Here is a 23219-nt window from a genome sequence, read left to right as displayed (position 1 = left end):
GAAGAAAAGACTCAGGCGTCCATCTGCGCCAGCTTTGCCAGCTTGCGTTCGCTCATGCGCTTGGCCAGGCGCGGGAGGATCAGCACGGCCACAACGATGACGATCAGCGTGATCGACATCGGGCGCTGGAAGAACACCGCCGCGCTGCCCTCGCCGATCGACATCGCGTTGCGCAGCTGCGCTTCGGCGAGCGGGCCGAGGATCATGCCGACCACCACGGGAGCGGTCGGGAAGTCGAAGCGGCGCATCACCACGCCCAGGATGCCGATGGCGTACAGCAGGAACAGGTCGAACGCGCTCTGGCGCATGCCGTAGGCACCCACCGTCGCGAAGATCAGGATGCCGGCGTAGAGCTGGGGCTTCGGGATCTTCAGCAGCTTGACCCACAGGCCGACCATCGGCAGGTTCAGCACCAGCAGCATCACGTTGCCGATGTACAGCGACGCGATCAGCGCCCACACCAGCGCGGCCGAGGTGGTGAAAAGCTGCGGACCCGGCTGGATGCCGTAGTTCTGGAACGCGCCCAGCAGGATGGCGGTGGTGTTCGAGGTGGGAATGCCCAGCGTGAGCAGCGGGATCAGCGCGGCCGTCACGGTGGCGTTGTTGGCGGCCTCGGGGCCGGCCACGCCTTCGATGGCGCCGGTGGTGCCGAACTCGGCCTTGGCCTCAGCGTCCTTCGCGAGCTTCTTCTCGGTGGCGTAGCTCAGGAAGGTCGGGATCTCGGTGCCGCCGGCCGGGATGCAGCCGAAGGGCGTGCCGATGGCGGTGCCGCGCAGCCACGCGGGAATGGAGCGCTTCCAGTCGCGCTTGGTCATGTGCACACGGCTGAGCTTGTTCTGGCCCTCGACCACCCGGCCTTCGTACAGCACGGCGTACAGCACCTCGGCCACGGCGAACAGGCCCACGGCCACCAGCACGATCTCGATGCCGTCGAGCAGCTCGGGAATGCCGCCGGTGTAGCGGCCCTGGCCCGAGATCTGGTCGAGGCCGATGCAGCCGGCCGCGAGGCCGACGAACAGTGCCGTCATGCCGCGCAGCGTGCTCTTGCCGAGCACCGCGCTCACCGTGGTGAAGGCCAGCAGCATCAGCAGGAAGTATTCCGGCGGACCGAGCTTGACCGCGAAGTCGGCCACGAAGGGCGCGAACAGCGTGACGATGACGGTGGCGATGGTGCCGGCCACGAAGGAGCCGATGGCCGCCGTTGCGAGCGCCGCGCCCGCGCGGCCGCTCTTGGCCATCTTGTTGCCCTCCATCGCCGTCACCATGCTGGCGGTTTCGCCGGGCGTGTTCAGCAGGATGGAAGTGGTCGAGCCACCGTACATGGCGCCGTAGTAGATGCCCGAGAAGAAGATCATCGAGGCCGTGATGTCGACCTTGCCCGTGATGGGCAGCAGCATGGCCACCGCCACGGCCGGGCCGATGCCGGGCAGCACGCCCACGGCTGTGCCCAGGGCACAGCCGACCAGGCACCAGAGCAGATTGACGGGGGTGATGGCGGCCGCGAAGCCCGCCATGAGTGCGTTGAAGATTTCCATGTCAGATCCACCCGGTGTTGGTCAGGCCAGGCAGGTTGATGGCCAGGAATTGCGTGAACATCCAGAACACCGGTGCGGAAATGACTGCGCCGGTGACGAAATCGGTCACCCAGGTGCGGGGTGCGTTCACGCCGGCCTGCCCGCTCGCGCGGCGCAGCCCCTGCACGGCCAGCAGGTAGCACAGCGTGCAGCTCAGGATGAAGCCGAGCGTGGTGATGAGCGCCGCGTTGAGCAGCAGGCCCGCCGACACCCAGATGAAACCGGGCCAGTAGGCATGCTCAGCGCCAGAGGGAGCGTCGAGCTCGCGGAAGCCGCCGGTGCGCGCCTCCCACAGGATCCAGGCACCGCACAGCATGAGCACCACGGACACCAGCCAGGGCAGGAAGTTGGGGCCGACGCCGCCGTAGCCCGCGTCGGAAGAAATGCCGATGGCACCGAAAGCCAGCGCAATGCCGGTCACCAGCACGCCGATGCCGACCAGGGTTTGCGGCCAGGTGACCGCGGGTTGCGGCGGGGCCGAGGAGTCTGGAGTTGTCATTTTTTGCTCCCGCATTCAGGGGAAAGAGAGCCCCTTCGAGGAACACCGAGGAACCGGCTCTGCCGGGCCTCAGGTGTTGCCCCCGGTAGGGGGTTGGCGAAGCGACACGAAGTGCGCGCAGCCTGGGGGCGAGCCTTGTTCAGACCATGCCGGACTTGGTCATGATGGCGCGCAGGCTCGCGAAGTCGTCGTCGACGAACTTGGCGAAGGCTTCGCCCGACAGCACGGCCGGCGTCCAGTCGTTCTTCTTGAGCGATTCGGCCCACGACGAGCTCTTCATGGCGGCCAGCACCATGTCGGTCAGCGCCTTGCGCTGCTCGGCCGAGATGCCGGGAGCGCCGTAGACGCCGCGCCAGTTGCCGATCTCCACGTCGATGCCCTGCTCCTTCAGCGTGGGCACGTTCACGCCCGGCAGGCGCTGCGCGGAGGTGACGGCGATGGGCTTCATCTTGCCGGCGGCGATGTACTCGGCGAACTCGCTGTAGCCGCTGCCGCCGATGGTGACGTTGCCGCCCAGGATGGCGGCGGTGGCCTCACCGCCCCCACGGAAGGCGACGTAGTTGATCTTGGACGGATCGGCGCCGACCTTCTGCGCGATCATGGCCGCGGCGATGTGCTCGGTGGATCCGCGCGAACCGCCGCCCCACTTGACGCTGCCCGGGTCCTTCTTGAGCTGCTCGACCACGTCCTTCATGGACTTGAACGGCGAGTTGGCCGGCAGCACGAACACGTTGTATTCGGTGGTCAGGCGCGCGATGGGCGTGGCCTGCGACAGGTTGACCGGCGGCTTGCCGGTGATGATGCCGCCCAGCATGACCGAGCCCATGACCATCAGTGCGTTGGCGTCGCCCTTGGAGCCGTTGACGAACTGGGCCAGGCCCAGCGCGCCGGCGGCGCCGCCCTTGTTGTCGTAGGTGACGGTGTCGGCGACCTTCGCGTCCGTCAGCGCCTTGCCCAGCGCGCGGCCGGTGGTGTCCCAGCCGCCACCCGGGTTGGCCGGGATCATCATCTTGACGTTGGCGCCCGCCCGCGCGGACAGTGGCAGGGCCCCGGCGGCGGCCAGTGCGGCCAGTGACTTCAGAAAGGTGTCGCGACGCATGCGTGTCTCCTGGATTGGAAGGAATTTGAAAGGAAGCTGACTTTTAGCTGAGCGCTATCATGCGCCGCCCCGCTGTCAGTTGGCTGTCCGCCAGACTGGGGAAAACACCAAAGTACGCACCCCCGACGCCACCGTATGAAGCTGCTGCTGGTCGAAGACGACCCATCGATGCAAATCACCCTGCAGCGCACCCTCGGGCGCCGCCGGATCGACGTGCGCGTCTGCGGCGACGGCGCCGAGGCCGTTGCGCAATGGCGTGCCATCGAGCCCGACGTGGTCGCCCTCGACCTGAGCCTGCCCAACGTCGACGGCCTGCAGGTGCTGGCCCAGGCCCGTGCCGAAGGCCTGCGCACGCCGGTGCTGCTGCTGACGGCGCGCGGCACCGTCGGCGACCGCATCGTCGGCCTGAACGCCGGCGCCGACGACTACCTGCCCAAGCCCTTCGACCTCGACGAACTCGAGGCCCGCATCCGCGCGCTGCGCCGCCGCAGCCACGGCGTTGCCGGACAGGACGCGGGGCTGAACCCGCAGGAGATCGGCGGGCTGCGCTTCGAGCCCGACAACGGTGCCATATACAACCGCGCCGAACTGCTCGAACTCACGCCGCGCGAACTGGCGCTGCTGAAGGCGCTGATGATGAAGCCGGGCCATGCCGTGACCAAGGAGCGCCTGTTCGAGCTGGTGTTCCCGGGCGAGACCGACGTGCAATACGAGGCCATCGAGGTGGTGGTGTACCGGCTGCGCAAGAAGCTGGTGGGCACCGGCGCCGTGCTGATGACGATGCGCGGGCTGGGTTATCTCCTGCGCCCCGAGACATGACACGCCGCAAGCCCGTTCGATGACCCGTGCGATCTCGTTGCGTGCCCGGCTGCTGCTCGGCATCCTCGCGCCGGTGGCCGTGTTCATCGTGATCAACAGCGTGAGCCTGTATCGCCAAAGCCTGGCGGCGGCCACCACGGCCTACGACCGCACCCTGCTTGCCTCGGCCAAGACCATCGGCGAGCAGCTCGACGTGGAGGGCTACGACGACATGGCGCGGCTGCGGGCCATCGTGCCCTACTCCGCGCTGGAGGCATTCGAGGCCGACAACCGCAGCCGTCTCTTCTACCGGGTCTCGGCACTCGACGGCGAGATGATCTCCGGCTTCGCCGAGCTGCCCTTCTGGCGCGGTCGCATCCCGGACCGCAGCGCCTATGCGGCGCTGGTCGACTTCTACGACGCGCAGTTCCGCAACCAGCCGGTGCGCGTGGCGGTGCTGCTGCAGCCGGTGGCGAGCGCGACCGGCCGCGGCATGGCCGTGGTCCAGGTGGCCGAGACGCTGGAGCTGCGCGAGACGCTCGTGCGCAAGCTGCTGGTCGACATGCTGTGGCGCCAGCTGCTGTTGATGGGCGTGATCGCGCTGGTCACGGTGTTCGTGGTGCAGCGCGCCACGCGGCCGGTGCGCGAACTGGGCGAAGCCATCGAGAAGCGCCAGGCCGACGACTTCTCGCCCATCGACGCACCCGACGCGCCGCGCGAGCTGCGCCCGCTGGTCGATGCCACCACGCAGGTCATGGGCCGGCTGCAGCGGCTGCTGGACCACCAGAAGCGCTTCGTGCGCGACAGCGCCCACCAGCTGCGCACGCCGCTGGCGGTGCTGAAGGCGCAGGTGCAGTCGGCGCAGCGCGGCGACGTGGCGCCCGAACAGGCGCTGGACGAAATCAGCGGCACCGTGGACCGCGCGACCACGCTCGCCAACCAGATGCTGTCGCTGGCCAAGGTGGAACAGCTGCGCCAGCAGCCGGAATCGGTGACGCTCGACCTGGGCGACGTGGCGCGGAACATCGCGCTCGACCTGTCGCCGCTGGTGGCCGACAAGGCGCTCGACTTCGAGCTCGCCATCGAGGAGCCCGTGCCGGTGCGCGCCCACCAGTGGATGCTGCAGGAGCTCACGCGCAACCTGCTGCACAACGCGATCAAGCAGAGCCCGGCAGGCGCCGCGCTGTCGGTGGCTGTGCGCGCGGAAGGCCCCGACGCCGTGCTCGTCGTGCGCGACTGCGGCCCCGGCATCTCGCCCGAACTGCGGCAGTGCCTGTTCGCGCCCTTCGCGGCGGGAAGTACGTCGAGCGGCTCGGGGCTGGGCCTGGCGATCTGCCGCGAGATCGTGCTGGCGCTGGGAGGAAGCGTCAGCCTCGACAACCGGAGCGCGCCCGGCGGCGCCGAGCGCGTGATCGGACTGGACGCGGTCGTGCGTCTGCCGCTGTACCAGCCACCGCACCAGCCGCCGGGCCGGTCGCTGTAGCGGGCCGTCTCGCGGCACAATTCCTGATCTCCACTTCCCCACATCCATGGACCGTCTGCGCATCGACAAATGGCTCTGGGCCGCCCGCTTCTTCAAGACGCGCTCGCTGGCCGCGGAGGAAATCGGCAAGAACCGCGTGCAGGTGAACGGAGACATCGCCAAGGCCTCGCGCGAGGTCAAGGCCGGCGACACCGTCGCCATGCGCATGGGCCCGCTGACGCGGACCGTGACGGTGCGCGGCCTCAGCGGCCAGCGCGGACCGGCGCCGGTGGCGCAGCAGCTCTACGAGGAAACGGCCGAGAGCCTGGCGGCACAGGCTGCGTTCAGGGAAATGCGCCGCGCGGGCATCGAGCCGGCCCTGGCCATCGAACAGGGCCGCCCCACCAAGCGCGACCGGCGCGAGCTCGACGGCGCGGTGCGCCGGCACACCGACTGGGACAGCCGCTGGAGCGCCTCGCTGCCGCCCGAGGACGACGAGCGCTGACGGCCGTCCGCCGGGTCGATCGCTTACGCTGTGGGCTTCGTTGTTCTTCACGGAGTCCCGCTTCATGGCCAGCTTCAAGAAATACCGCGTCGGCGGCAAGTTCAAGCTCTCGCACGTCGACCCCGGCGACACGCCCTTCTGCGAAGGCGACGAAGCCACGCAGCACGCCGAAGTCGACGCGCTGGCGGTCGAGCTCGATGAGCTGCAGGACCTGCTGAACGCCGAAGGCCGGCGCAAGCTGCTGCTGGTGCTGCAGGGCATGGACACCAGCGGCAAGGACGGCACCGTGCGCTGGGTGTTCTCGCGCACCTCGCCGCTGGGCGTGCGCGTGACGGCCTTCAAGGCGCCGACCGTGGACGAACGCGCGCGCGACTACCTCTGGCGCTGCCACGCAGCGGTGCCGCGCACCGGCGAGATCATGGTGTGGAACCGCAGCCACTACGAGGACGTGCTGGTGCCCATGGTCGAAGGCTGGATCGACAAGGCCGAGGCCAAGCGCCGCTACGCGCAGATCAACGACTTCGAGCGGCTGCTCACAGAGACCGGCACCGTGGTCGTCAAGTGCATGCTGCACATCGACAAGGACGAGCAGCGCGAGCGCCTTCAGGCGCGCATCGATACGCCCGGCAAGCAATGGAAGTTCAGCATGGACGACCTGGAAGTGCGCACCAAGTGGGGCGCCTACCAGCAGGCCTACCAGAACGCGCTGGCCGCCACGTCGACGGAGCATGCGCCCTGGTACGTGGTGCCCGCCAACAGCAAGCGGCACCGCAACGTGATGATTGCCCAACTGCTGGTGAAGACGATGCGTCAGATGAAGCTCAAGGCCCCGCCGCCGGATCCGGCGCTCAAGGGCATGATCGTCAAGTGAGCCCGGGGCCGGCGAAGCGGCCCGGCCCGGAACTCAGGCTCAGGAGCGGCGGATGACCGCCTGCGCCAGCACGCGGCACTTGCCGAACTCGCAGCGCACCGCCCAGGTTCCGCCGTTGTCGCAAGGCACGTTGTAGGTTTCGTAGCCTGGGCCCTTGGCCGTGAGTTCGGCGCGCGGCTGGATGTTGCAGCGGCCGGCCTTGGCCAGCGTCTCGACGTTGTAGGTGTCGACGCCCGTGCGGCGCGGCTTGACGATGACGCCCGGGTCGAAGGTGTTGCCGTAGAACGAGTCGCGCACGTTGGGATCGAGGTTGCGATAGCCGCGCTTGGCCATGCAATGCACGATGGCGATCTGCTGGTGCTCGGCGATGAGTTCGGAGCTGGGGCGGCCGTTCCAGTCGATGATGGCGGCGGTGATGCCGGTGTACGACGCAGCGGCCACGATGCCCTGGCCATGCACGGTGATCAGCCCCAGGCCCAGCGCGCCCCACATGGCATCGCCGGTTTCGCTGCGTGCCGAGATGCGATTGGCGGCGGTGCGGCAGTCGGCCACGTCGTTGTCGTAGCGAACCTTGTCCACGCCTTCCATGGCGACCATGGGCACATAGGAAGTGCCCCTGCCCGTTCCGGGCTCCGTGGGCGTGGTCGGTGCACTGGCGCAACCGGCCAGGGCCACGGCGGCGAACGCAATGCTCAGCAGCAGCTTCATGCAATCCCTCTTCTTCTTCGCGATAGTTGCGCGGATTTAACCATACATATAGTTACTCTTGAATCACCTTGTCGTGAATGCACGACGACGGCGCCCTGCCCGGCACATGCGACGATGGCCTGCAGAAGCCACACCCGCCACATGAAGATCGAGACCCCCGGCACATTCCTTTCCGCCCTTACCGCCGCTGCCCTGACAGCCGTCCTGGCAGTACCTCCGAAAACGGCTGCAGCCCAGCAGACGACACCCGCCGACCTGGCCCGCAGGAACGCCTGCATGGCCTGCCACGGCCTCGTCCACAAGCAGGTGGGCCCGGGCTTCGTGCAGATCGCCGAGCGCTACCGCGGCGACGGCGAAGCGGCGGCGCGCCTCGCCGGGAAGATCCGCGACGGCAGCGTGGGCACATGGGGCCGTGTGATCATGCCCAGGCAGACGCAGGTTTCGGAGGCCGAAGCACGCGCCCTGTCGCAATGGATCCTGTCGCAACAGCCGCCACGCTGAAAACCCCAAGGGAGCAAAACTGCTTCCGGATGGTTACAAAGTGAGAAAATAGGTTACATGCCTCGCGTCGGCTCCGGACGCGGCCCATGCCCCTGCACCTCTTGAACTACCGTCCCGCGCCCTTCTTCGCCAACGTGGTGCTCGTCATTTCGATGGCGCTGCTGGGCATCATCGGCGTCTTCCTGGTCGGGGCGACAGGCCTGCAGCAGTCCGACGCGCTGCAGCACCTGACCAGGGCGGACTGGCAGGTCGACGACGCATCGGGCTTCAGCGCCCCGCCAACCACGCAGGAAAGCAGCACGCTGCCGGACAGATGGAAGCCGGTCGAGCTGCCCCTGGCCCTCCCCATCGCGCTGCTGAGCCAGGCCGAGAACACCTCGACCACCACGACACGCACCACCTGGATCAGGCTGAGCACCCGCGGCCTGCACGCGGGCCCGGGGCCGCTGGCCCTGTACGGCGCGCGCATCAAGACCGACGGCACCATCGCGGTCTATGTCGACGGCCAGCTAGTCCATCGCGCGCAGCAGTCGGGCCCGCTGTGGAACAGCACCCGCACTCCGCTGTGGGTCCAGCTCGACGACAACAGCGTCGGCAAGGCGCCGCCCCGCGAGATCCTGCTGCGCCTCGAGCACACCCGCAGCGCGCAGGTGGCGCTCTCGTCGCTGTGGCTCGGCCCCGTCGACGCGCTGAGGGGCCGCCACGGCATGCGCCAGTGGCTGCAGCAGGAGCTCCCCGCGATGCTCGGCGCGGCGTTCATGGCAGTGGGCGTGTTCGCGCTCTTCGTGTGGTTCAGGCGCCGCGACGAAACGGGCTACCTGCTCTTCTTCAACCTCGCGGCCACTTCCTTCATGCGGGGGCTGCATTTCTACGTGAGCCTGCCGGTCCTCAACGACTGGTTCGCATGGCTGACCGTCAACTCGCTCTTCTGGCTGGTGATGGTCGTGCACTTCTTCCTGCGGCAGCTTCATGGGCGGCAGCTTGCATGGCTCACCCGCGGCGTGGTCGTGACGACGGCGGCCATCGGCATCGTCACGATTCCCGGTCTGGCCATCGTGCAGAACACGCCGCAGGTGACGCCGCTGATCTACGCGATCGCGGCGCTCATGGGCACGGCAGTCTGTTTGGTCGGCGCCGTCAGCGCGTGGCGCCGGTCCACCGAAGGCCGGCTGGTCGCGGTCGGCATCGGCATCTGCGTGCTGCTGGGCGTCACCGACTGGCTGCTGCAGAACAACTTCATCAGCCCCGAGGGCTGGTACCTCGGGGCGTACACCAACGCCGTCACCTTCAGCGTGTTCGGCGTGCTGATGTACCGCCGCTACATGCACGCCATCGGCGAAGTCGAGCAGCTCAATGCGAGCCTCGCGCAGCGCCTGCAGAAGCGCGAGGCCGAGCTGGAAGTCAGCCACCGCCGGCTGCGCGAGATCGAGCGCCGGCAGACCATCAGCGACGAGCGCCAGCGGCTGATGCAGGACATGCACGACGGGCTGGGCTCCTCGCTGATCAGCGCCATCCGCTCGGTCGAGGGCGGCGGCATGAGCGACGACAAGGTCTCGCAGATCCTCAAGAGCTGCCTCGACGACCTGAAGCTCACGCTCGACTCGCTGGAGCCGGTGGAGGCCGACGTGCTCCTGCTGCTGGCCACGCTGCGCTACCGGCTCGAACCTCGCCTCGAAGGCACCGGCGTCTCGCTGCGCTGGGAAGTGCAGGAACTGCCCGCGCTGGAGTGGCTGGACCCGTCGAGCGCGCTGCACATCCTGCGCATCGTGCAGGAGAGCATCTCGAACATCCTGCGCCACACGCGCGCGACGGAGATCCGCGTGGCCACCTCGTTCGACGGCGCAGGCGTGTCCGTGACCATCGAGGACAACGGACAGGGCTTCGACATCGACAAGGCAATGGCCTCCTCGTCCGGCCGCGGCCTGCAGAACCAGCGGCGACGCGCGCGCTCGATCCACGGCACCGTCGACTGGGAATCCCGGCCGACGGGAACGCGGTTCGTGCTGTGGCTGCCGCTTCGGCGCGAGGCTCAGGCGGCTTGAGGGACAAGCCGCGCCGGGCGGCCGACTACAGCCGATCGACGGGAATCTTCAGGTAGGCAACGCCGTTGGCCTCGGCGGGCGGCAGGCTCCCGGCGCGGACATTGACCTGGACCGAGGGCAGCATCAGGGCCGGCATCGCCAGCGTGGCGTCGCGCGCACGGCGCAGGGCCACGAACTCCTCTTCGCCGATGCCGTCGCGCACGTGGATGTTGCCCTCCCTTTGCGCGGCCACGGTGGTGCCGGGCGCCGGCTCGCGCGAGGCAGGCGGGTAGTCGTGGCAAAGGTAGAGACGGGTGTCCCCGGGCAGCGCGAGCAGCCGCTGGATGGAGCGATAGAGCTGGCGTGCGTCGCCGCCGGGAAAGTCGCAGCGCGCCGTGCCTACGTCGGGCATGAAGAGCGTGTCTCCCACGAACACTGCCGCGGGCCCTCCGGCCGGGTCCTCCACGAGATAGGCCACGTCCGCAGGCGTGTGGCCGCCTGCGTGGAGAGCCCGAGCCTGCAGCCGGCCGATGCGGAATGCCTCGCCGTCGGCAAACAGATGCTGGAACTGCGAACCGTCCACCGCCAGGTCTTCGGCATTGAAGACGCCCCGAAACACCCGCTGCACCGCGGTGATGCCGCTGCCCACGGCCAGCGTGCCGCCGAAGCGCTTGCGCAGATACGGAGCTCCGGACAGGTGATCGGCATGCGCATGCGTCTCCAGCAGCCATTGCAATGTCAGCCCTCGTCGCGCGATCGCCTCGGCCACCGCGTCCACCGGGGCGGGGTCGGTCCGCCCCGAATTCGCCTGGTAGCCCATCACCGGGTCGATGACCGCGCAGGAGCCTGCACCGTCATCGACCAGATAGGAAAAAGTCGAGGTGGCAGGGTCGAAGAAGTGCTGGATCGTCAGTTCGGCTTGGTTCATATAATGAAAGCAATTTCATTGAACGAAATAAATTATATGACCCGCGATCCGGAATCGGTCCTGGCAGCCCACCTTGCGGCCATGCAGGGCCGCCCTCTTGCCCAAGCTACCCGCGACCGCCTGGCGCAGGCCATGCTCGACTGGTTCACCGCCGGGTGGTCCGCGATCGGCATGGCCGGCGCGACCGCGTTGCACCGGCTTGCCGCCGCCAGCATGCCGGGGCAAGGCCCGGCTCCGGTCTTCGGTGGCCCCTCTCTGCAGCCGCTGGCCGCGGGCTTCGCCAACGCCGGCATCGCCCATCTGCGCGAGATCGACGACGCACACCGCGCCGCGATGCTGCACCCTGGCGTGGTCGCCATCTCGCCAGTGATGGCGCTGGCCGCGACACAACCGCTGCCGATGCGGCGAGCTGCCGACGCGATCATTGCCGGCTACGAGGTGGCGCTGCGCGTCGGCGAAGTACTGGGCACGCGCCACGCCGCCGGCTTCCACGCCACCGCCACCGCCGGTTGCGTAGGCGCGGCGGCCGCGAGCGCGGTTGCGCTGGGCTTGCCGCAAGCGCAGTTGCACCACGCGATGGGAATCGCGGCGACGCAATCCGCCGGCCTGTGGCAACTGGTGGACGACGAGGCGCACGAATCGAAGTCGCTGCACCCGGCCTTCGCCGTGCGCAACGGCATGATGGCCGCATGGGCTGCGCAGGCGGGCTTCCCCGGCGCGCGCGCCTTCGTCACCGGGCGACGCGGCCTCTACGCACTCCTGCAAGGAGACGGCCCGCTGGCAGCGCTGGACGGCGAGCTCGACGCACCCGAACGGCTGAACACCGCCACCATCAAGGCCTGGCCCTGCTGCGCCCAACTGTTCACCCCGCTGGATGCCGCGCGCGAAATCATGGACAGGCACCGCCCCGCGCCGCACGAGATCGAGTCGGTGGACGTGACCATCTTCCCGCACGCGCTGAAGATCGCCGGCGTGCACTGGCCGTCCAAGGCGGCGGAGACGGCCTTCTGCCTGCGCTACGTGATGGCCACCCTGCTGTTGAGCGGCCGACTGGGCATCGAGGACATGGAGACGCCCGACCTGCACTCGCCGACGCTGCTCGCGCTGGCCGAACGCGTGCGTGTGGCGACGGACGACGGCTTCCAGCAGGCCTTTCCGCGGAAACGCCCTGCGCGCGTGATCATCACGATGCAGGACGGCCGCAGCTTCAGCTCGCTGCGCGAACTGCGCCGGGGAGATCCGGAAGACCCCTTCGACTGGCCGCAGCTGCAGGCACGCATGCGCGCATTCGTCCCGGCGATGACCGATGCGCAGGCCGTGCGAATCGCCGACTGGTGCGCCACCTTCGCAGATGCATCGCGGGACGACGAGCCTTGCCTGCCGTCGCCCGAACTCTTCGGCCGCTGAGACCGCGCCCCGGCGTCAGGCCTGCACCGGCCTCCAGCCGCTCGGGGCCTTGCTGGCGAACCCCTGCAGGGCCAGTTCGTGCCGCACGATCTCCGCGGCCTTGCGCTGGGCCGCCACGCTATGGCGCGACGCCAGGCCGATGACCACCAGCGCGCCGAGAAAGGTGCCATCGCCGTCGAACACCGGAAGCGCGACCGATGCCATCTCGGCGACGCGCTCGGCGCGCGTCATCGCATAGCCCTTCGCATCGATCTCGGCCTGATGCTCCGTGGTGCCGCCGGTGAAGGCCAGGAGGATGTGGGCCGAGGAACCGCCGGCGGAGAGCGGAATGCGCGTTCCCACCTCGACGTGGTGGCGCACCTCCCTGGCCGTGTTCTCGCGGTAGAGGCACACGCGCTCTTCCCCGCTGCGGATGTAGAAGGCCACGGTCTCGCCGGTCTGCCGCATCACCTCGTGCAGCACCGGCTGCAGCCGCGTGCCGAGGTCGAAGGTGCTGCGGTAGAGCATGCCCATGTGCAGCAACGCCGGACCGGGCGCGTAGCTGCCGCTGTCGAAGCGATGAATCATCCGGGCGCGCGTCAGCACGCCGAGCAGCCGCAGCAGCGTGGCCTTGTCCAGGCCCGTGCACTCGGCCAGCTCGCGCAGGGACATGCGCAGCCGGTCTTCGCTGAAGCACTCGAGGATGGAAATGCCCCGCTCCAGCACGCCGGCGGGAGGCTTGGGTCCGACGGACGCTGCGGTATCGATTTCTTGGTTTTTCATGGTGGGCGCTCCGGGCTGCGGATTATCCGGGTTGACAGTTGCCGCCTGCGATCCTACAGTTTCATTCATTGAAGTTTGTTTTATTCATTGAAACAAACGAGAAAACGAAGAGACAACCCGCCGCCCAGCGGCGCAGCCATCGCGGAAGCGCGCAATCCATGTCGAACCCTGCCGATCCATTCGTCGAAGAGCTCCGTGCAATCACAGGCGCGGCCCACGTGCTCACCGACGACGCATCCACGGCGCGCTACGTCGGCGACTGGCGCCGCAACTACCCTGGCGCCGCACGAGCCGTCGTGCGGCCTGCGAGCACCGAGGAGGTTTCGCGCGTGGTCGCCCTGTGCGCGACATGGGGAGTTCCCGTGGTGCCGCAGGGCGGAAACACTGGGCTGGTGGGCGGCTCCACGCCGGACGCGTCGAGCCGCGAAGTCGTGCTGAGCCTCGACCGCATGACCAGGGTGCGCCGCGTGGACCCGCTCGACAACAGCATGACCCTGGAAGCCGGCTGCACCGTGCTCGCGGCGCAGGAAGCCGCTGCCGCCGCCGGCCGGCTCTTTCCGCTTTCGCTGGCGTCCGAAGGCAGCGCCACGGTCGGCGGCGTGGTCTCGACCAACGCCGGCGGCGAACAGGTACTGCGCTACGGCAACACGCGCGACCTGACCCTGGGCATCGAGGTCGTGCTGGCGGACGGTCGCGTGCTCGACGCATCGGGAGCACTGCGCAAGGACAACACCGGCTACGACCTGAAGCAGCTGTTCATCGGCGGCGAAGGCACGCTCGGCATCGTGACGGCGGCCACCTTCAAGCTCCATGCAAGGCCGGACAAGGTCGTCACCGGCTGGGTGGCCGTGCGCGATCCGCAGGCAGCCGTGGAATTGCTGGCCCGCCTGGGCGACGCCGTCGGCGAACGGGTGACGGCCTTCGAGCTGATCGGACGCGAGGCGCTGGCCCAGGTGCTCGCGCATGGCACGCCCGGCATGCGCGACCCGCTGGCGGGCGAGCACGCCTGGGCCGTGCTGTTCGACGTTTCCGAGACCTCCGCCCTGCTCGACCCGACGCCCGCGGTGGAAGACGCACTGGCCGGCGCGATGGAGCAAGGCCTCGTGCTCGACGCGGTGCTCGCCGCATCCGGCCAGCAGGCCCATGCACTGTGGGCTCTGCGCGAACACGTGCCCGAGGCCCAGCGGCTCGACGGACCGTCGATCAAGCACGACATCTCCGTCGCCGTGTCGCGCATCCCCGAGTTCATCGCCGAAGCCGGCGCCGCGCTGGAAGGTCTGCTTCCCGGCATTCGCGTGGTCTGCTTCGGCCACGTGGGCGACGGCAACCTTCACTACAACCAGAGCAGGCCGCCCGGCATGTCCGACGCAGCGTTCCGCGCGCGCGAGGAAGCCGTGCACGACGTGGTGCATGCGATCACCGCGCGCATGCAGGGCTCGATCTCCGCAGAGCACGGCATCGGGCGTCTCAAGCAGGAGGCCTTCCTGCAATACAAGCAGCCCGTCGCGCTGGAACTGATGGCGCGCATCAAGCATGCGCTCGACCCCGAGAACACCTTCAATCCGGGGCGAGTGTTGCCCCTGCCCGTCGCCACCCCGCGCCCTTCTTCCCTCTAGCACTTCAGGACTCACATGCCCGTTTCCGTTTTCGACATGCAATCGCTCCAGCACTTGTGGGGCACCGACGAACTGCGCCGGATCTTCGGCGAGGAGAACCGCGTGCAGAAGTGGCTCGATTTCGAAGCCGCGCTGGCCGCCGCGCAGGCCGAGCTGGGGATCATCCCGCCGGCCGCCGCACGCGAAATCGCGATGCAGGCACAGGTGGAGAACATCGACATCGCCGCGATGTCGGCCGAGATCCGCCGCATCAAGCACTCGCTGGTGCCCGCGCTGAAGCAGCTGCAGTCGCGCTGCTCGAAGGAAAACGGCGAGTGGGTGCACTACGGCGCCACCACGCAGGACGTGGTGGACACCGGCGTGGCGCTGCAGCTCAAGGAGTTTCACGCCGTGGCGCTGCGCGACATCAAGGCGGTCGGCAAGGAGCTCGCCCGTCTCGCGACCACTCACCGCGACGTTCCGATGGCCGGCCGCACGCACGGCGTGCAGGCCCTGCCCATCACCTTCGGCCACAAGTGCGCGGTGTGGCTCGACGAGCTGGGCCGCCATCACGAGCGGCTCGTGCAGGCGGCCCCGCGCGTGCTGGTGGGCATGCTGGCCGGCGCCGTGGGCAGCCAGGCATCGCTGGGCCCGAAGGCCGAGCAGCTGGAACACCTGATGCTCGACAAGCTGGGCCTGGGCACGCCCGCCATCAGCTGGGCACCGGCGCGCGACCGCTTCACCGAGTACGCCAACCTGCTGGCCATGCTGGGTGCCACGCTCTCGAAGATCGGCAACGAACTCTTCAACATGCAGCGCAACGAATTCGGCGAAGTGGAAGAAGGCTTCTCGGACGGCAAGCTGGGCTCGTCGACCATGCCGCACAAGCGCAACCCGACATCGGCCGAGAACCTGGCCGGGCTGTCGCGCCCGCTGCGCTACAACGCCGCGATGATGGTCGAGGGCATGGTCCAGGAGAGCGAACGCGATGGCATCGCCTGGAAGATGGAATGGAAGGCTCTGCCCGAGTGCTGCATGATCGCCGGCGCCATGCTGTTCCAGGCGAAGAACCTGCTGGCCGGCCTCAAGGTCAACGCCGACGCGATGGCCGCCAACCTCGACCGGATGCGCGGCTACCTGCTGTCCGAGCGCGTCATGCTGGAACTGTCGGAGCGCGTGGGCAAGCAGACCGCGCACGAATGGATCTATGAAGCCTCGATGCACGGCATCACGTCGAAGCTCGACTTCGCCGACGCCATGCGCAGCCATCCCGGCCTCTCGAAGCTGCTGAGCGACGCCGAGATCCGCGACCTCACCGACCCGCTGCAGTACCTGGGCCAGTGCGGCGCCACCGTCGACCGCGTCGTCGAGCAGCAAAAAGCCTGGCTGCAGGACTGAGCCGCCGCGCCTGAATCGCCGAACGGCACCCACAAGAGCAAAACGGAGACAGCCCATGACAACCTTTGCAAGCGCAACCATGCGCCGCCGCCGCATGGCGCTGGCATTGGCCGGCCTGCTGGGCCTGGCGGCCATGCCGGCATTCGCCGCCTATCCCGAGCAGCCGGTCAGGCTGGTGGTGGGGTTCCCTCCCGGCGGGGGCGGCGACCTGTACGGCCGACTGATCGCCAACGCACTCGGCAGGACGCTGGGGCAACCCGTGATCGTCGACAACCGCGCCGGAGCCGGCGGCAACATCGCGGCGGACGCGGTGGCCAAGGCGAAGCCCGACGGCTACACGCTGCTGCTCGCGATGAGCGGCAACCTCGCGGTGGCGCCCGCCATCAGGCCGCAGGCCATCCCGTACAAGGTGCCCGAAGACTTCACGCCCGTCGGGCTGATCCTGGAAGCGCCGCACGGCCTGTTCGTCGCCCACAACTCGCGCTTCAGGACGGCGCGAGAACTGCTCGACGCGGCCCGCACGCAGAAGCTCAGCTTCGCCTCCACGGGCGCCGGCGCGGCCGCGCACATCGGCATGGAGATGGTCAAGAAGGAAGCCGGCGTCGAGATGCTGCACGTGCCCTACCGTGGCTCGGGCCCCGCCATCACCGACATGCTGGGCGGCCAGGTCGACTGTTTCTTCGCGACCGCCTCGCCGCTGGTCGGGCAGGTGCGCCAGGGGCAACTGCGCCTTCTCGCCATCACGGGCAATGCGCGCAACCCCGCCATTCCAGACGTGCCCACCTTCAAGGAACTGGGCGTGAACGTTCCCGTGACCCAGTGGTACGGGCTGGTCGCGCCGGCGGGCACGCCCGCGCCGGTGGTGAAGTACCTGGCCGACCACCTGGGCCGCGCGCTCGCCACGGCAGAAGTGCGCGACGCGATCCGGCGCGATGCAGCCACGGAGCACAACCTGCCGATGGACGGCTTCGGCAAGTTCATCCAGGAAGACATCGCGCGCTACAAGGGCGCCGCCACGCCCGCCCTGCTCAAGGAGATCTCGCCCTAGGCGAGGCACGCAGCCCCTTCCTTCCGCACCTTTCACCGACTCCTCTCCTCCATGATCTTCGACACCCTGATTTCCCCCGACCAACTCGCCGCGGCACGAAAACAAGACCCCGCGCTGCTGCTGCTCGACTGCAGCTTCGAACTCACAGACCTGCAGGCGGGTCAGCGCGCCTACGACGCAGGGCACATCCCCGGCGCCTTCTACCTGCACCTGGAACACGCGCTGTCCGCCGCCAAGACCGGACGCAACGGCCGCCACCCCCTGCCCTCGCGCGAAGCCTTCGCAAGGACCATGGCTGCGATGGGCCTGAACGCCGACGCGCAGGTGGTGGCCTACGACAACGCCGGCGGCATGTACGCCGCGCGCCTGTGGTGGATGCTGCGCTGGGCCGGGCACCGGCAGGTCGCCGTGCTCGACGGCGGCATCGCCGCCTGGAAGGCCGCCGGCCACGCGCTCGACACCGAAAAGCCGGCACCGCGCCCCGAGGGCAGCTTCAGCCTGAAGGCTCCGCTGGTCGCGACGGTGTCCTATGACGAGGTCCTGGCCAACATCGACGGCACGCAGCGGCTGGTGCTGGACGCCCGCGCACCCGATCGCTTCCGCGGCGAGAACGAAACGATGGACCCGGTGGGCGGGCATATTCCCGGCGCGCGCAACCGCCTCTTCAAGGACAACCTGGGCCCGGACGGCCGCTTCAAGGCACCGGCCCTGCTGCGCAGCGAGTTCGACGCCGTCACCGGCGGACGCCCCGCCGCGCAGCTCATCAACCAATGCGGCTCGGGCGTGACCGCCTGCCACAACCTGCTGGCGATGGAAGTCGCGGGACTGCGGGGCGCGGCGCTGTACCCCGGCTCCTGGAGCGAATGGAGCGTCCAGCCGGGCGCGCCCATCGCCACCGGCGCGGCCTGAGCCCCCATCGAGCGATCACAAGAACAGACTGGAGACACCCGTGCAAAGAATTCCTTCGATCGGACGCTGCTTCCGCATGGTCGCCGCGGCATGCCTGGCAGGCGCCGCAACGGTGGCCATGGCCGCCGGCTATCCCGAGCAGCCGATCCGGCTGCTGATCGGCTTTCCTCCGGGCGGAGGCGGCGACCTCTACGGCCGCACCATCGCCAACGAACTGGGCAAGCACATCGGCAAGCCCATCGTGGTCGACAACAAGCCGGGCGCGGGCGGCAACATTGCCGCCGAGCTGATGACGCAGGCCAAGCCCGACGGATACACCCTGCTGCTGGCGATGAGCGGCAACGTCGGCAGCGCACCGGCGATACGCCCCAACCTGCCCTACAAGGTGCCCGACGACTTCGTCTTCATCAGCCAGCTGGTCGAGACGCCCTACGGGCTGGTCGTCAGCGGCAACTCGAAGATCAAGACCATCCAGGACTACATCGCCGCAGCCAAGGGCGGCAAGCTCACCTACGCATCCACCGGTGCCGGCGGCGCGGCGCAGATCGTGATGGAAATGGTCAAGCAGCAAGGCAACCTCGACATCCTCCACATCCCCTACAAGGGATCGGGCCCGGTCATGACCGACCTCATGGGTGGGCTGGTCGACAGCTTCTTCGCGCCCTATACGCCGCTGATGGGACAGATCAGCAGCGGCAAGCTGCGGCTGCTGGCGGTGAGCAGCGAGAAGCGGATCCCGGGCATGCCCGACGTGCCCACGCTCAAGGAATCGGGCATCGACGTGGTCATGACCCAGTGGTACGGCCTGGCAGCCCCCAAGGGCACGCCCAAGCCCGTCATCGACAAGATCGCCCAGTCCGTGAAGCAGGCCATGCAGGCGCCCGAGGTGCTGCGCGTGTACCGCGCGGACGGCGCCCAGGAAGCGACGCGTACCGGCACCGCCTTCAGGGACTTCGTGCTGCAGGACATCGCCAACTACAGGCGCGGCGTGGAGCGCGGCAATCTCAAGGTGGAGTGACCCGCAGGTGCCCTCGTCGTCCATCACTGCGCCGGAACCCGGCACCGCCATGCGCCCGCACAGCGCCCATTGGGGCGTCTTCTCCGCGGGCTGGAAAGACGGCGCGCTCGTCGTGCGGCCGCACCCCGGCGACCCGGACCCGAATCCGCTGATCGAGAACTTCGCGACGGCCGTTCATCACCGCGCACGCGTCACCACGCCCATGGTGCGCCGTGGCTGGCTCGAGCGAGGGCCGGGCCCCGATGCTCAGCGCGGCGAGGACAGCTTCGTTCCCATGGCCTGGGGCGAGGTCCTGGACCGGCTGGCGACGGAACTGCGGCGCGTGCAGCGCGAGCACGGTTGCGAGGCCATCTTCGGCGGCTCCTACGGCTGGTCCAGCGCGGGGCGCTTTCACCACGCGCAGAGCCAGGTCCACCGCTTCCTGAACACCACGCTGGGTGGCTACGTGCGCTCGGTCAACAGCTACAGCGCCGGCGCTTCGGGCCCGATGCTGCCGCACGTCATCGGCACGATGGAGGAAGTGGCAAGGCGCAACGTGACCTGGGAGCAGATCGTCGAGCACACCGACGTGGTGCTTGCCTTCGGGGGCATGGCGCTCAAGAACTCGCGCGTGGCCTCGGGCGGGATCAGCCGGCACGTCGAGCGCGAGTCCATGCGCGCGGCCGCGGCACGAGGCTGCCGCTTCGTCTCCATCAGCCCGCTGAAGAGCGATCTTCCCGAGGAGGCTGCCTTCGAATGGCTGAGCGCCGTGCCGGGCACCGACACCGCGCTGATGCTCGCGCTGGTCCACCAGCTGGTGACCGACGGCTCGCACGACCGCGACTTCATCGAACGCTATTGCGACGGCTGGAGCACCTTCGAGGATTACCTCATGGGGCGCAGCGATGGCATCGCGAAGAGCTGCGACTGGGCTGCCCCCATCTGCGGACTGCCCGCGACGCAGTTGACGCAGCTGGCCCGCGACCTGGTCGGCAAGCGCGTGCTGGTGGTGGTCTCGCATTCGCTGCAGCGCTCCGAGCACGGCGAGCAGCCCGTATGGATGGGCGCGGTGCTGGCCGCCGCGCTCGGCCAGCCCGGACTGCCCGGCGGCGGCTACAACTACGCCCTGGGCACCCTGGCGCACTACGGCAAGCGCAACAACGCCGTCCCCACTGCGGCGCTGCCCCAGGGCGACAACGGGGTCAAGGCGTTCATTCCGGTGGCCCGCATCAGCGACATGCTGCTGAACCCCGGCCAGCCCTTCGACTACAACGGCAAGCGCCATACCTATCCGCACATCCGGCTCGCCTACTGGGCCGGCGGCAACCCGTTCCATCACCACCAGGATCTGCGGCGCCTGAGCGAGGCCTTCCGCACGCTCGACACCTTCGTCGTGCACGAGATCGCATGGACCGCCACCGCCCGCCACGCCGACATCGTGCTGCCCTGCACGATGACCCTGGAGCGCGAGGACATCGGCGCCACGCCCACCGATCCGCTGATGGTGGCCATGCACCGCGTCTGCGAGCCCCACGGGCTCGCGCGCGACGACTACGACATCTTCTGCGACCTGGCTCGGCGCCTGGGCGGGCTCGAAGCCTTCAGCGAGGGGCGCGACACGCGCGCATGGCTCGCGCACCTCTACGAGCGCACGCGCGCGGGCCTCAAGGCACTCGGCCTCGAAGCGCCGGACTTCCAGGCCTTCTGGCAGCACGGCGAGATCACGCTGCCGCAGCGGGAGGACGACGGCGGCATCCTGCGCGCCTTCCGCAACGACCCCGGAGGAGCGCGGCTGGCCACGCCCAGCGGCAGGATCCAGGTCAGCTCGCCCACGGTGGCGGGCTTCGGCTACGCGGACTGTCCCGGCCATCCGGCGTGGCTGCCGCCGGAGTTCGCGCCTGACGCGGTCCATCCGCTATGGCTCGTGGCCAACCAGCCGCACACCAAGCTCCACAGCCAGCTCGACTTCGGCGCTCACAGCCAGGCCAGCAAGCGCAACGGGCGCGAGGTCTGCACCATGCACCCCTCGGCGGCGGCCGCGCGCGGCATCCGCGAGGGCGACATCGTCCGCCTCTTCAACGAGATCGGCGCCTGCCTGGCCAGCGCGCACCTGTGCACGGACATGCGCGAAGACGTCGTGCAGCTGCCCACGGGCGCCTGGTATGACCCCGTGCTCGACGCCAGGAACAGGCCGATGTGCGCGCACGGCAATCCGAACGTTCTCACCCGCGACATCGGGACATCGTCGCTGGCGCAGGGATGCGCCGGACAGCTGAGCACCGTGCAGATCGAGCGCTTCGACGAGGCGCTGCCTCCGATCCGGGCCTACGATCCGCCGGAGGTCACTGCTCGTTGAGCGCCGCGCGCGAGACGATGTCTCGCAGGTCGGCTCCGTCGGCCAGCGTGCCGATCACGCCGGCATGCCGGCCTCCAAGGCGCGACTCGATGAAGCGCTGCGCGACCGCGCCGTCGCTGTGCCTGAGCATCTCGCTCGCCTGGAGCGCAAGGGCCATGCGCGTCACGATGGCTCGCGAGTTGCCCTCGTCGATCGCGCCCGCGCCGAGATCGTCGCGCAGGCTGGCGATGAACTTCGCATGCGCGGCGTTGCCCGCCGCCTGCGGTACCGACACCTCGTCGAGGAAGACCTCGAGCGCGCCCTTCTCGCGTCCCAGCGCGCGCACCACGTCCATGCACATCATGTTGGTGGTGCCTTCCCAGATCGAGTTGAGCGGCGCCTCGCGATAAAGCCGCGCGATCGGGTTCTCCATGATGAAGCCGTTGCCGCCGTGCACCTGCAATGCCTCGTAGACGAAGTACGTCGCGCGCTGGCAGTTCCAGTACTTGACCACCGGCGTCGCCACGCGGGCCAGAAGCCGCTCGCGTTCGTTCGATTCCATGCCGTCGGTCGCGCGCGCGACGCGCATCGCCGACAGCATGGCCGCTTCGCTTTCGAGCGCGAGGTCCGCGAGCACGTTGGTCTGCATGGGCAGGTCCGCCATGCGGCGGCCGAAGCCGTCGCGCGTCGATGCGTGGCCTATCGCCAATATCAGCGCCTGCCGCATGAGGCCGGCCGAGCCGACCGCGAAGTCGAGCCGCGTCAGGTGCGCGTGCGTGAGGATTTCTCGGATGCCGCGTCCCTCCTCGCCGACCAGCATCGCCCAGGTCTTGTTGAACTCGACCTCGCTCGATGCGTTGGAGCGGTTGCCGCACTTGTCCTTCAGCCGCTGCACCGCGACGCGATTTGCGCTGCCGTCCGGCAGGAAGCGCGGAACGAAGAGGCAGCTCACGCCCGATTGCGTTCGTGCCAGCGTGTAGAAGCCGTCGGAAGTCGGAACCGAGAAGAACCACTTGTGGCCCGTGATGCTGTAGACCTGCACGCCGTTGTCGGTGCCGACGAAGGCCGCCGTGGTCTGCGTCTGGCGCAGGTCGGAGCCGCCCTGCTTCTCGGTCATGGCATAGCCGATCACCGCGCCGGTCTTCTGCGAAAGAGGCAGGCGTCGCGGGTCGTACCGGCCCGAGAGCGTCTTCTCTCGCCACAGCGCGAACTCCGGCCGCCCTTCGAAGCCGGCGCACGCAGCGTACGCCATGCCGGTGGGGCAGCCAGTGCCGTTCTCGACCTGGTTCCACAGATAGCTCAGCACCGCGCGCGCGAAGTGGCCCGAGTCTTCGGTGGTCGTCCATGCAAGGCTTGGCACGCCATGCGCAAAGGCCAGGCTCATCAGCTGGTGCCATGCGGGATGGAACTCGACCCAGTCCAGCCGGTTGCCGAAGCGGTCGTGCGTGCGCAGTTGGGGGTTGTGCTCGTTGGCGAGCCGCGCGAGGTCCTGCACCTGTTCGTCGCCTGCCAATGCACCCACGGCCGTCGCGTTCGGAATGCTCCATGGTGCATGCTTGCGAGCTAGTTCCCGTAGAGCCACGTCGCCCGTGAACGCGTTGTGGCCGATGCAAGGCTCGGCCTGGTTGAATACCTTGTGCGTTTCGACGCCGTCGGCCAGCGAAAACTGAAACGCCAGTTCTGTGCTCTCGAGAGGCATGTTCATGAAGATCTCCATGGAATGGCTTTGCGCCGCGCAGCATGGTGAATCATTCGCCGCGATTCGTGAACCTGATCTTTCCCGGTGCGACGCATCGCGTTCG

20 protein-coding genes are annotated in these 23219 nt (G+C 68.6%); 13 read left to right on the top strand and 7 right to left on the bottom strand.

The features are described 5' to 3' along the window. Positions 1-11: 11 nt before the first annotated feature. The 3 genes from EJP69_RS00590 to EJP69_RS00580 form a co-directional block, all read right to left on the bottom strand. Complete coding sequence (locus tag EJP69_RS00590) at positions 12-1535, bottom strand: tripartite tricarboxylate transporter permease (RefSeq protein WP_093202659.1); 1524 nt, start codon at positions 1533-1535, stop codon at positions 12-14. A gap of 1 nt (position 1536) precedes the next feature. Further along, positions 1537-2073 (bottom strand): tripartite tricarboxylate transporter TctB family protein, encoded by a 537-nt coding sequence (locus EJP69_RS00585; protein WP_093202661.1) that lies wholly within the window; start codon positions 2071-2073, stop codon positions 1537-1539. Positions 2074-2212: 139 nt separating this feature from the next. After that, positions 2213-3172, bottom strand: a complete 960-nt coding sequence (locus EJP69_RS00580; RefSeq protein WP_093202664.1) for a tripartite tricarboxylate transporter substrate binding protein — start codon at positions 3170-3172, stop codon at positions 2213-2215. A 135-nt stretch (positions 3173-3307) separates the two neighbouring features. Between EJP69_RS00580 and EJP69_RS00575 the strand changes: the two genes are divergently transcribed. From EJP69_RS00575 to EJP69_RS00560, 4 genes are all read left to right on the top strand, one after another. Then, complete coding sequence (locus tag EJP69_RS00575; protein WP_093202666.1) at positions 3308-3991, top strand: response regulator transcription factor; 684 nt, start codon at positions 3308-3310, stop codon at positions 3989-3991. A 19-nt stretch (positions 3992-4010) separates the two neighbouring features. Further along, positions 4011-5453, top strand: coding sequence for a sensor histidine kinase (locus EJP69_RS00570; RefSeq protein WP_126468403.1), 1443 nt, complete (start codon positions 4011-4013; stop codon positions 5451-5453). A gap of 46 nt (positions 5454-5499) precedes the next feature. Then, positions 5500-5937: an RNA-binding S4 domain-containing protein gene (locus EJP69_RS00565; protein ID WP_093306232.1), complete on the top strand. Its 438-nt coding sequence runs from the start codon at positions 5500-5502 to the stop codon at positions 5935-5937. A gap of 64 nt (positions 5938-6001) precedes the next feature. After that, entirely contained in the window at positions 6002-6808 is an 807-nt protein-coding gene (locus EJP69_RS00560) for a PPK2 family polyphosphate kinase (RefSeq protein ID WP_126468402.1), read from the top strand. Between the two features lie 39 nt (positions 6809-6847). Here the strand turns inward: EJP69_RS00560 and EJP69_RS00555 are convergent, their stop codons facing one another. After that, positions 6848-7516 carry a hypothetical protein gene (locus tag EJP69_RS00555; protein ID WP_126468401.1) on the bottom strand — a complete coding sequence of 223 codons (669 nt, stop codon included), beginning with the start codon at positions 7514-7516 and terminating at the stop codon, positions 6848-6850. A 141-nt stretch (positions 7517-7657) separates the two neighbouring features. Between EJP69_RS00555 and EJP69_RS00550 the strand changes: the two genes are divergently transcribed. Together EJP69_RS00550 and EJP69_RS00545 are read left to right on the top strand one after the other, a co-directional pair. Next, complete coding sequence (locus EJP69_RS00550) at positions 7658-8017, top strand: c-type cytochrome (RefSeq protein ID WP_126468400.1); 360 nt, start codon at positions 7658-7660, stop codon at positions 8015-8017. A gap of 152 nt (positions 8018-8169) precedes the next feature. Beyond that, the gene (locus EJP69_RS00545) at positions 8170-10059 is read left to right on the top strand and encodes a sensor histidine kinase (RefSeq protein ID WP_126469248.1); all 1890 of its coding nucleotides are present in this window, start codon (positions 8170-8172) and stop codon (positions 10057-10059) included. A gap of 25 nt (positions 10060-10084) precedes the next feature. Here EJP69_RS00545 and EJP69_RS00540 read toward each other — a convergent pair whose 3' ends face one another. Next, a complete protein-coding gene (locus EJP69_RS00540; protein ID WP_093202680.1) occupies positions 10085-10966 on the bottom strand; it encodes an MBL fold metallo-hydrolase in 882 nt (293 codons plus the stop codon). Positions 10967-11002: 36 nt separating this feature from the next. On the opposite strand from EJP69_RS00540, the gene EJP69_RS00535 reads away from it, so the two are divergent. Continuing rightward, complete coding sequence (locus EJP69_RS00535; protein WP_126468399.1) at positions 11003-12373, top strand: MmgE/PrpD family protein; 1371 nt, start codon at positions 11003-11005, stop codon at positions 12371-12373. A 15-nt stretch (positions 12374-12388) separates the two neighbouring features. Here the strand turns inward: EJP69_RS00535 and EJP69_RS00530 are convergent, their stop codons facing one another. Next, positions 12389-13135 carry an IclR family transcriptional regulator gene (locus EJP69_RS00530; protein WP_240651995.1) on the bottom strand — a complete coding sequence of 249 codons (747 nt, stop codon included), beginning with the start codon at positions 13133-13135 and terminating at the stop codon, positions 12389-12391. Positions 13136-13293: 158 nt separating this feature from the next. Between EJP69_RS00530 and EJP69_RS00525 the strand changes: the two genes are divergently transcribed. From EJP69_RS00525 to EJP69_RS00500, 6 genes are read left to right on the top strand one after another with little or no spacing between them, the layout of a single operon-like run. Next, the gene (locus tag EJP69_RS00525; protein ID WP_126468398.1) at positions 13294-14751 is read left to right on the top strand and encodes an FAD-binding oxidoreductase; all 1458 of its coding nucleotides are present in this window, start codon (positions 13294-13296) and stop codon (positions 14749-14751) included. 15 nt (positions 14752-14766) lie between these two features. Beyond that, positions 14767-16128, top strand: a complete 1362-nt coding sequence (gene purB / locus EJP69_RS00520) for an adenylosuccinate lyase (protein ID WP_093202688.1) — start codon at positions 14767-14769, stop codon at positions 16126-16128. Positions 16129-16183: 55 nt separating this feature from the next. Beyond that, positions 16184-17176: a Bug family tripartite tricarboxylate transporter substrate binding protein gene (locus EJP69_RS00515; RefSeq protein ID WP_126468397.1), complete on the top strand. Its 993-nt coding sequence runs from the start codon at positions 16184-16186 to the stop codon at positions 17174-17176. A gap of 51 nt (positions 17177-17227) precedes the next feature. Beyond that, the gene (locus tag EJP69_RS00510; protein WP_126468396.1) at positions 17228-18085 is read left to right on the top strand and encodes a sulfurtransferase; all 858 of its coding nucleotides are present in this window, start codon (positions 17228-17230) and stop codon (positions 18083-18085) included. A gap of 40 nt (positions 18086-18125) precedes the next feature. Then, entirely contained in the window at positions 18126-19103 is a 978-nt protein-coding gene (locus tag EJP69_RS00505; RefSeq protein ID WP_240651994.1) for a Bug family tripartite tricarboxylate transporter substrate binding protein, read from the top strand. A 49-nt stretch (positions 19104-19152) separates the two neighbouring features. After that, entirely contained in the window at positions 19153-21438 is a 2286-nt protein-coding gene (locus tag EJP69_RS00500) for a molybdopterin-dependent oxidoreductase (protein WP_126468395.1), read from the top strand. On the opposite strand, the gene EJP69_RS00495 is transcribed toward EJP69_RS00500, so the two are convergent. Continuing rightward, a complete protein-coding gene (locus EJP69_RS00495; RefSeq protein ID WP_420824194.1) occupies positions 21425-23122 on the bottom strand; it encodes an acyl-CoA dehydrogenase family protein in 1698 nt (565 codons plus the stop codon). The two genes, EJP69_RS00500 and EJP69_RS00495, sit on opposite strands and share 14 nt — an antisense overlap. Positions 23123-23219 lie beyond the last annotated feature (97 nt).

This window comes from Variovorax gossypii, assembly GCF_003965815.1.
In the GTDB taxonomy this organism is placed as follows: Bacteria; Pseudomonadota; Gammaproteobacteria; order Burkholderiales; family Burkholderiaceae_C; genus Variovorax; species Variovorax gossypii.
Note: the sequence above shows the minus strand (reverse complement) of the source record. Positions and strands in the feature narration are given on the sequence as shown.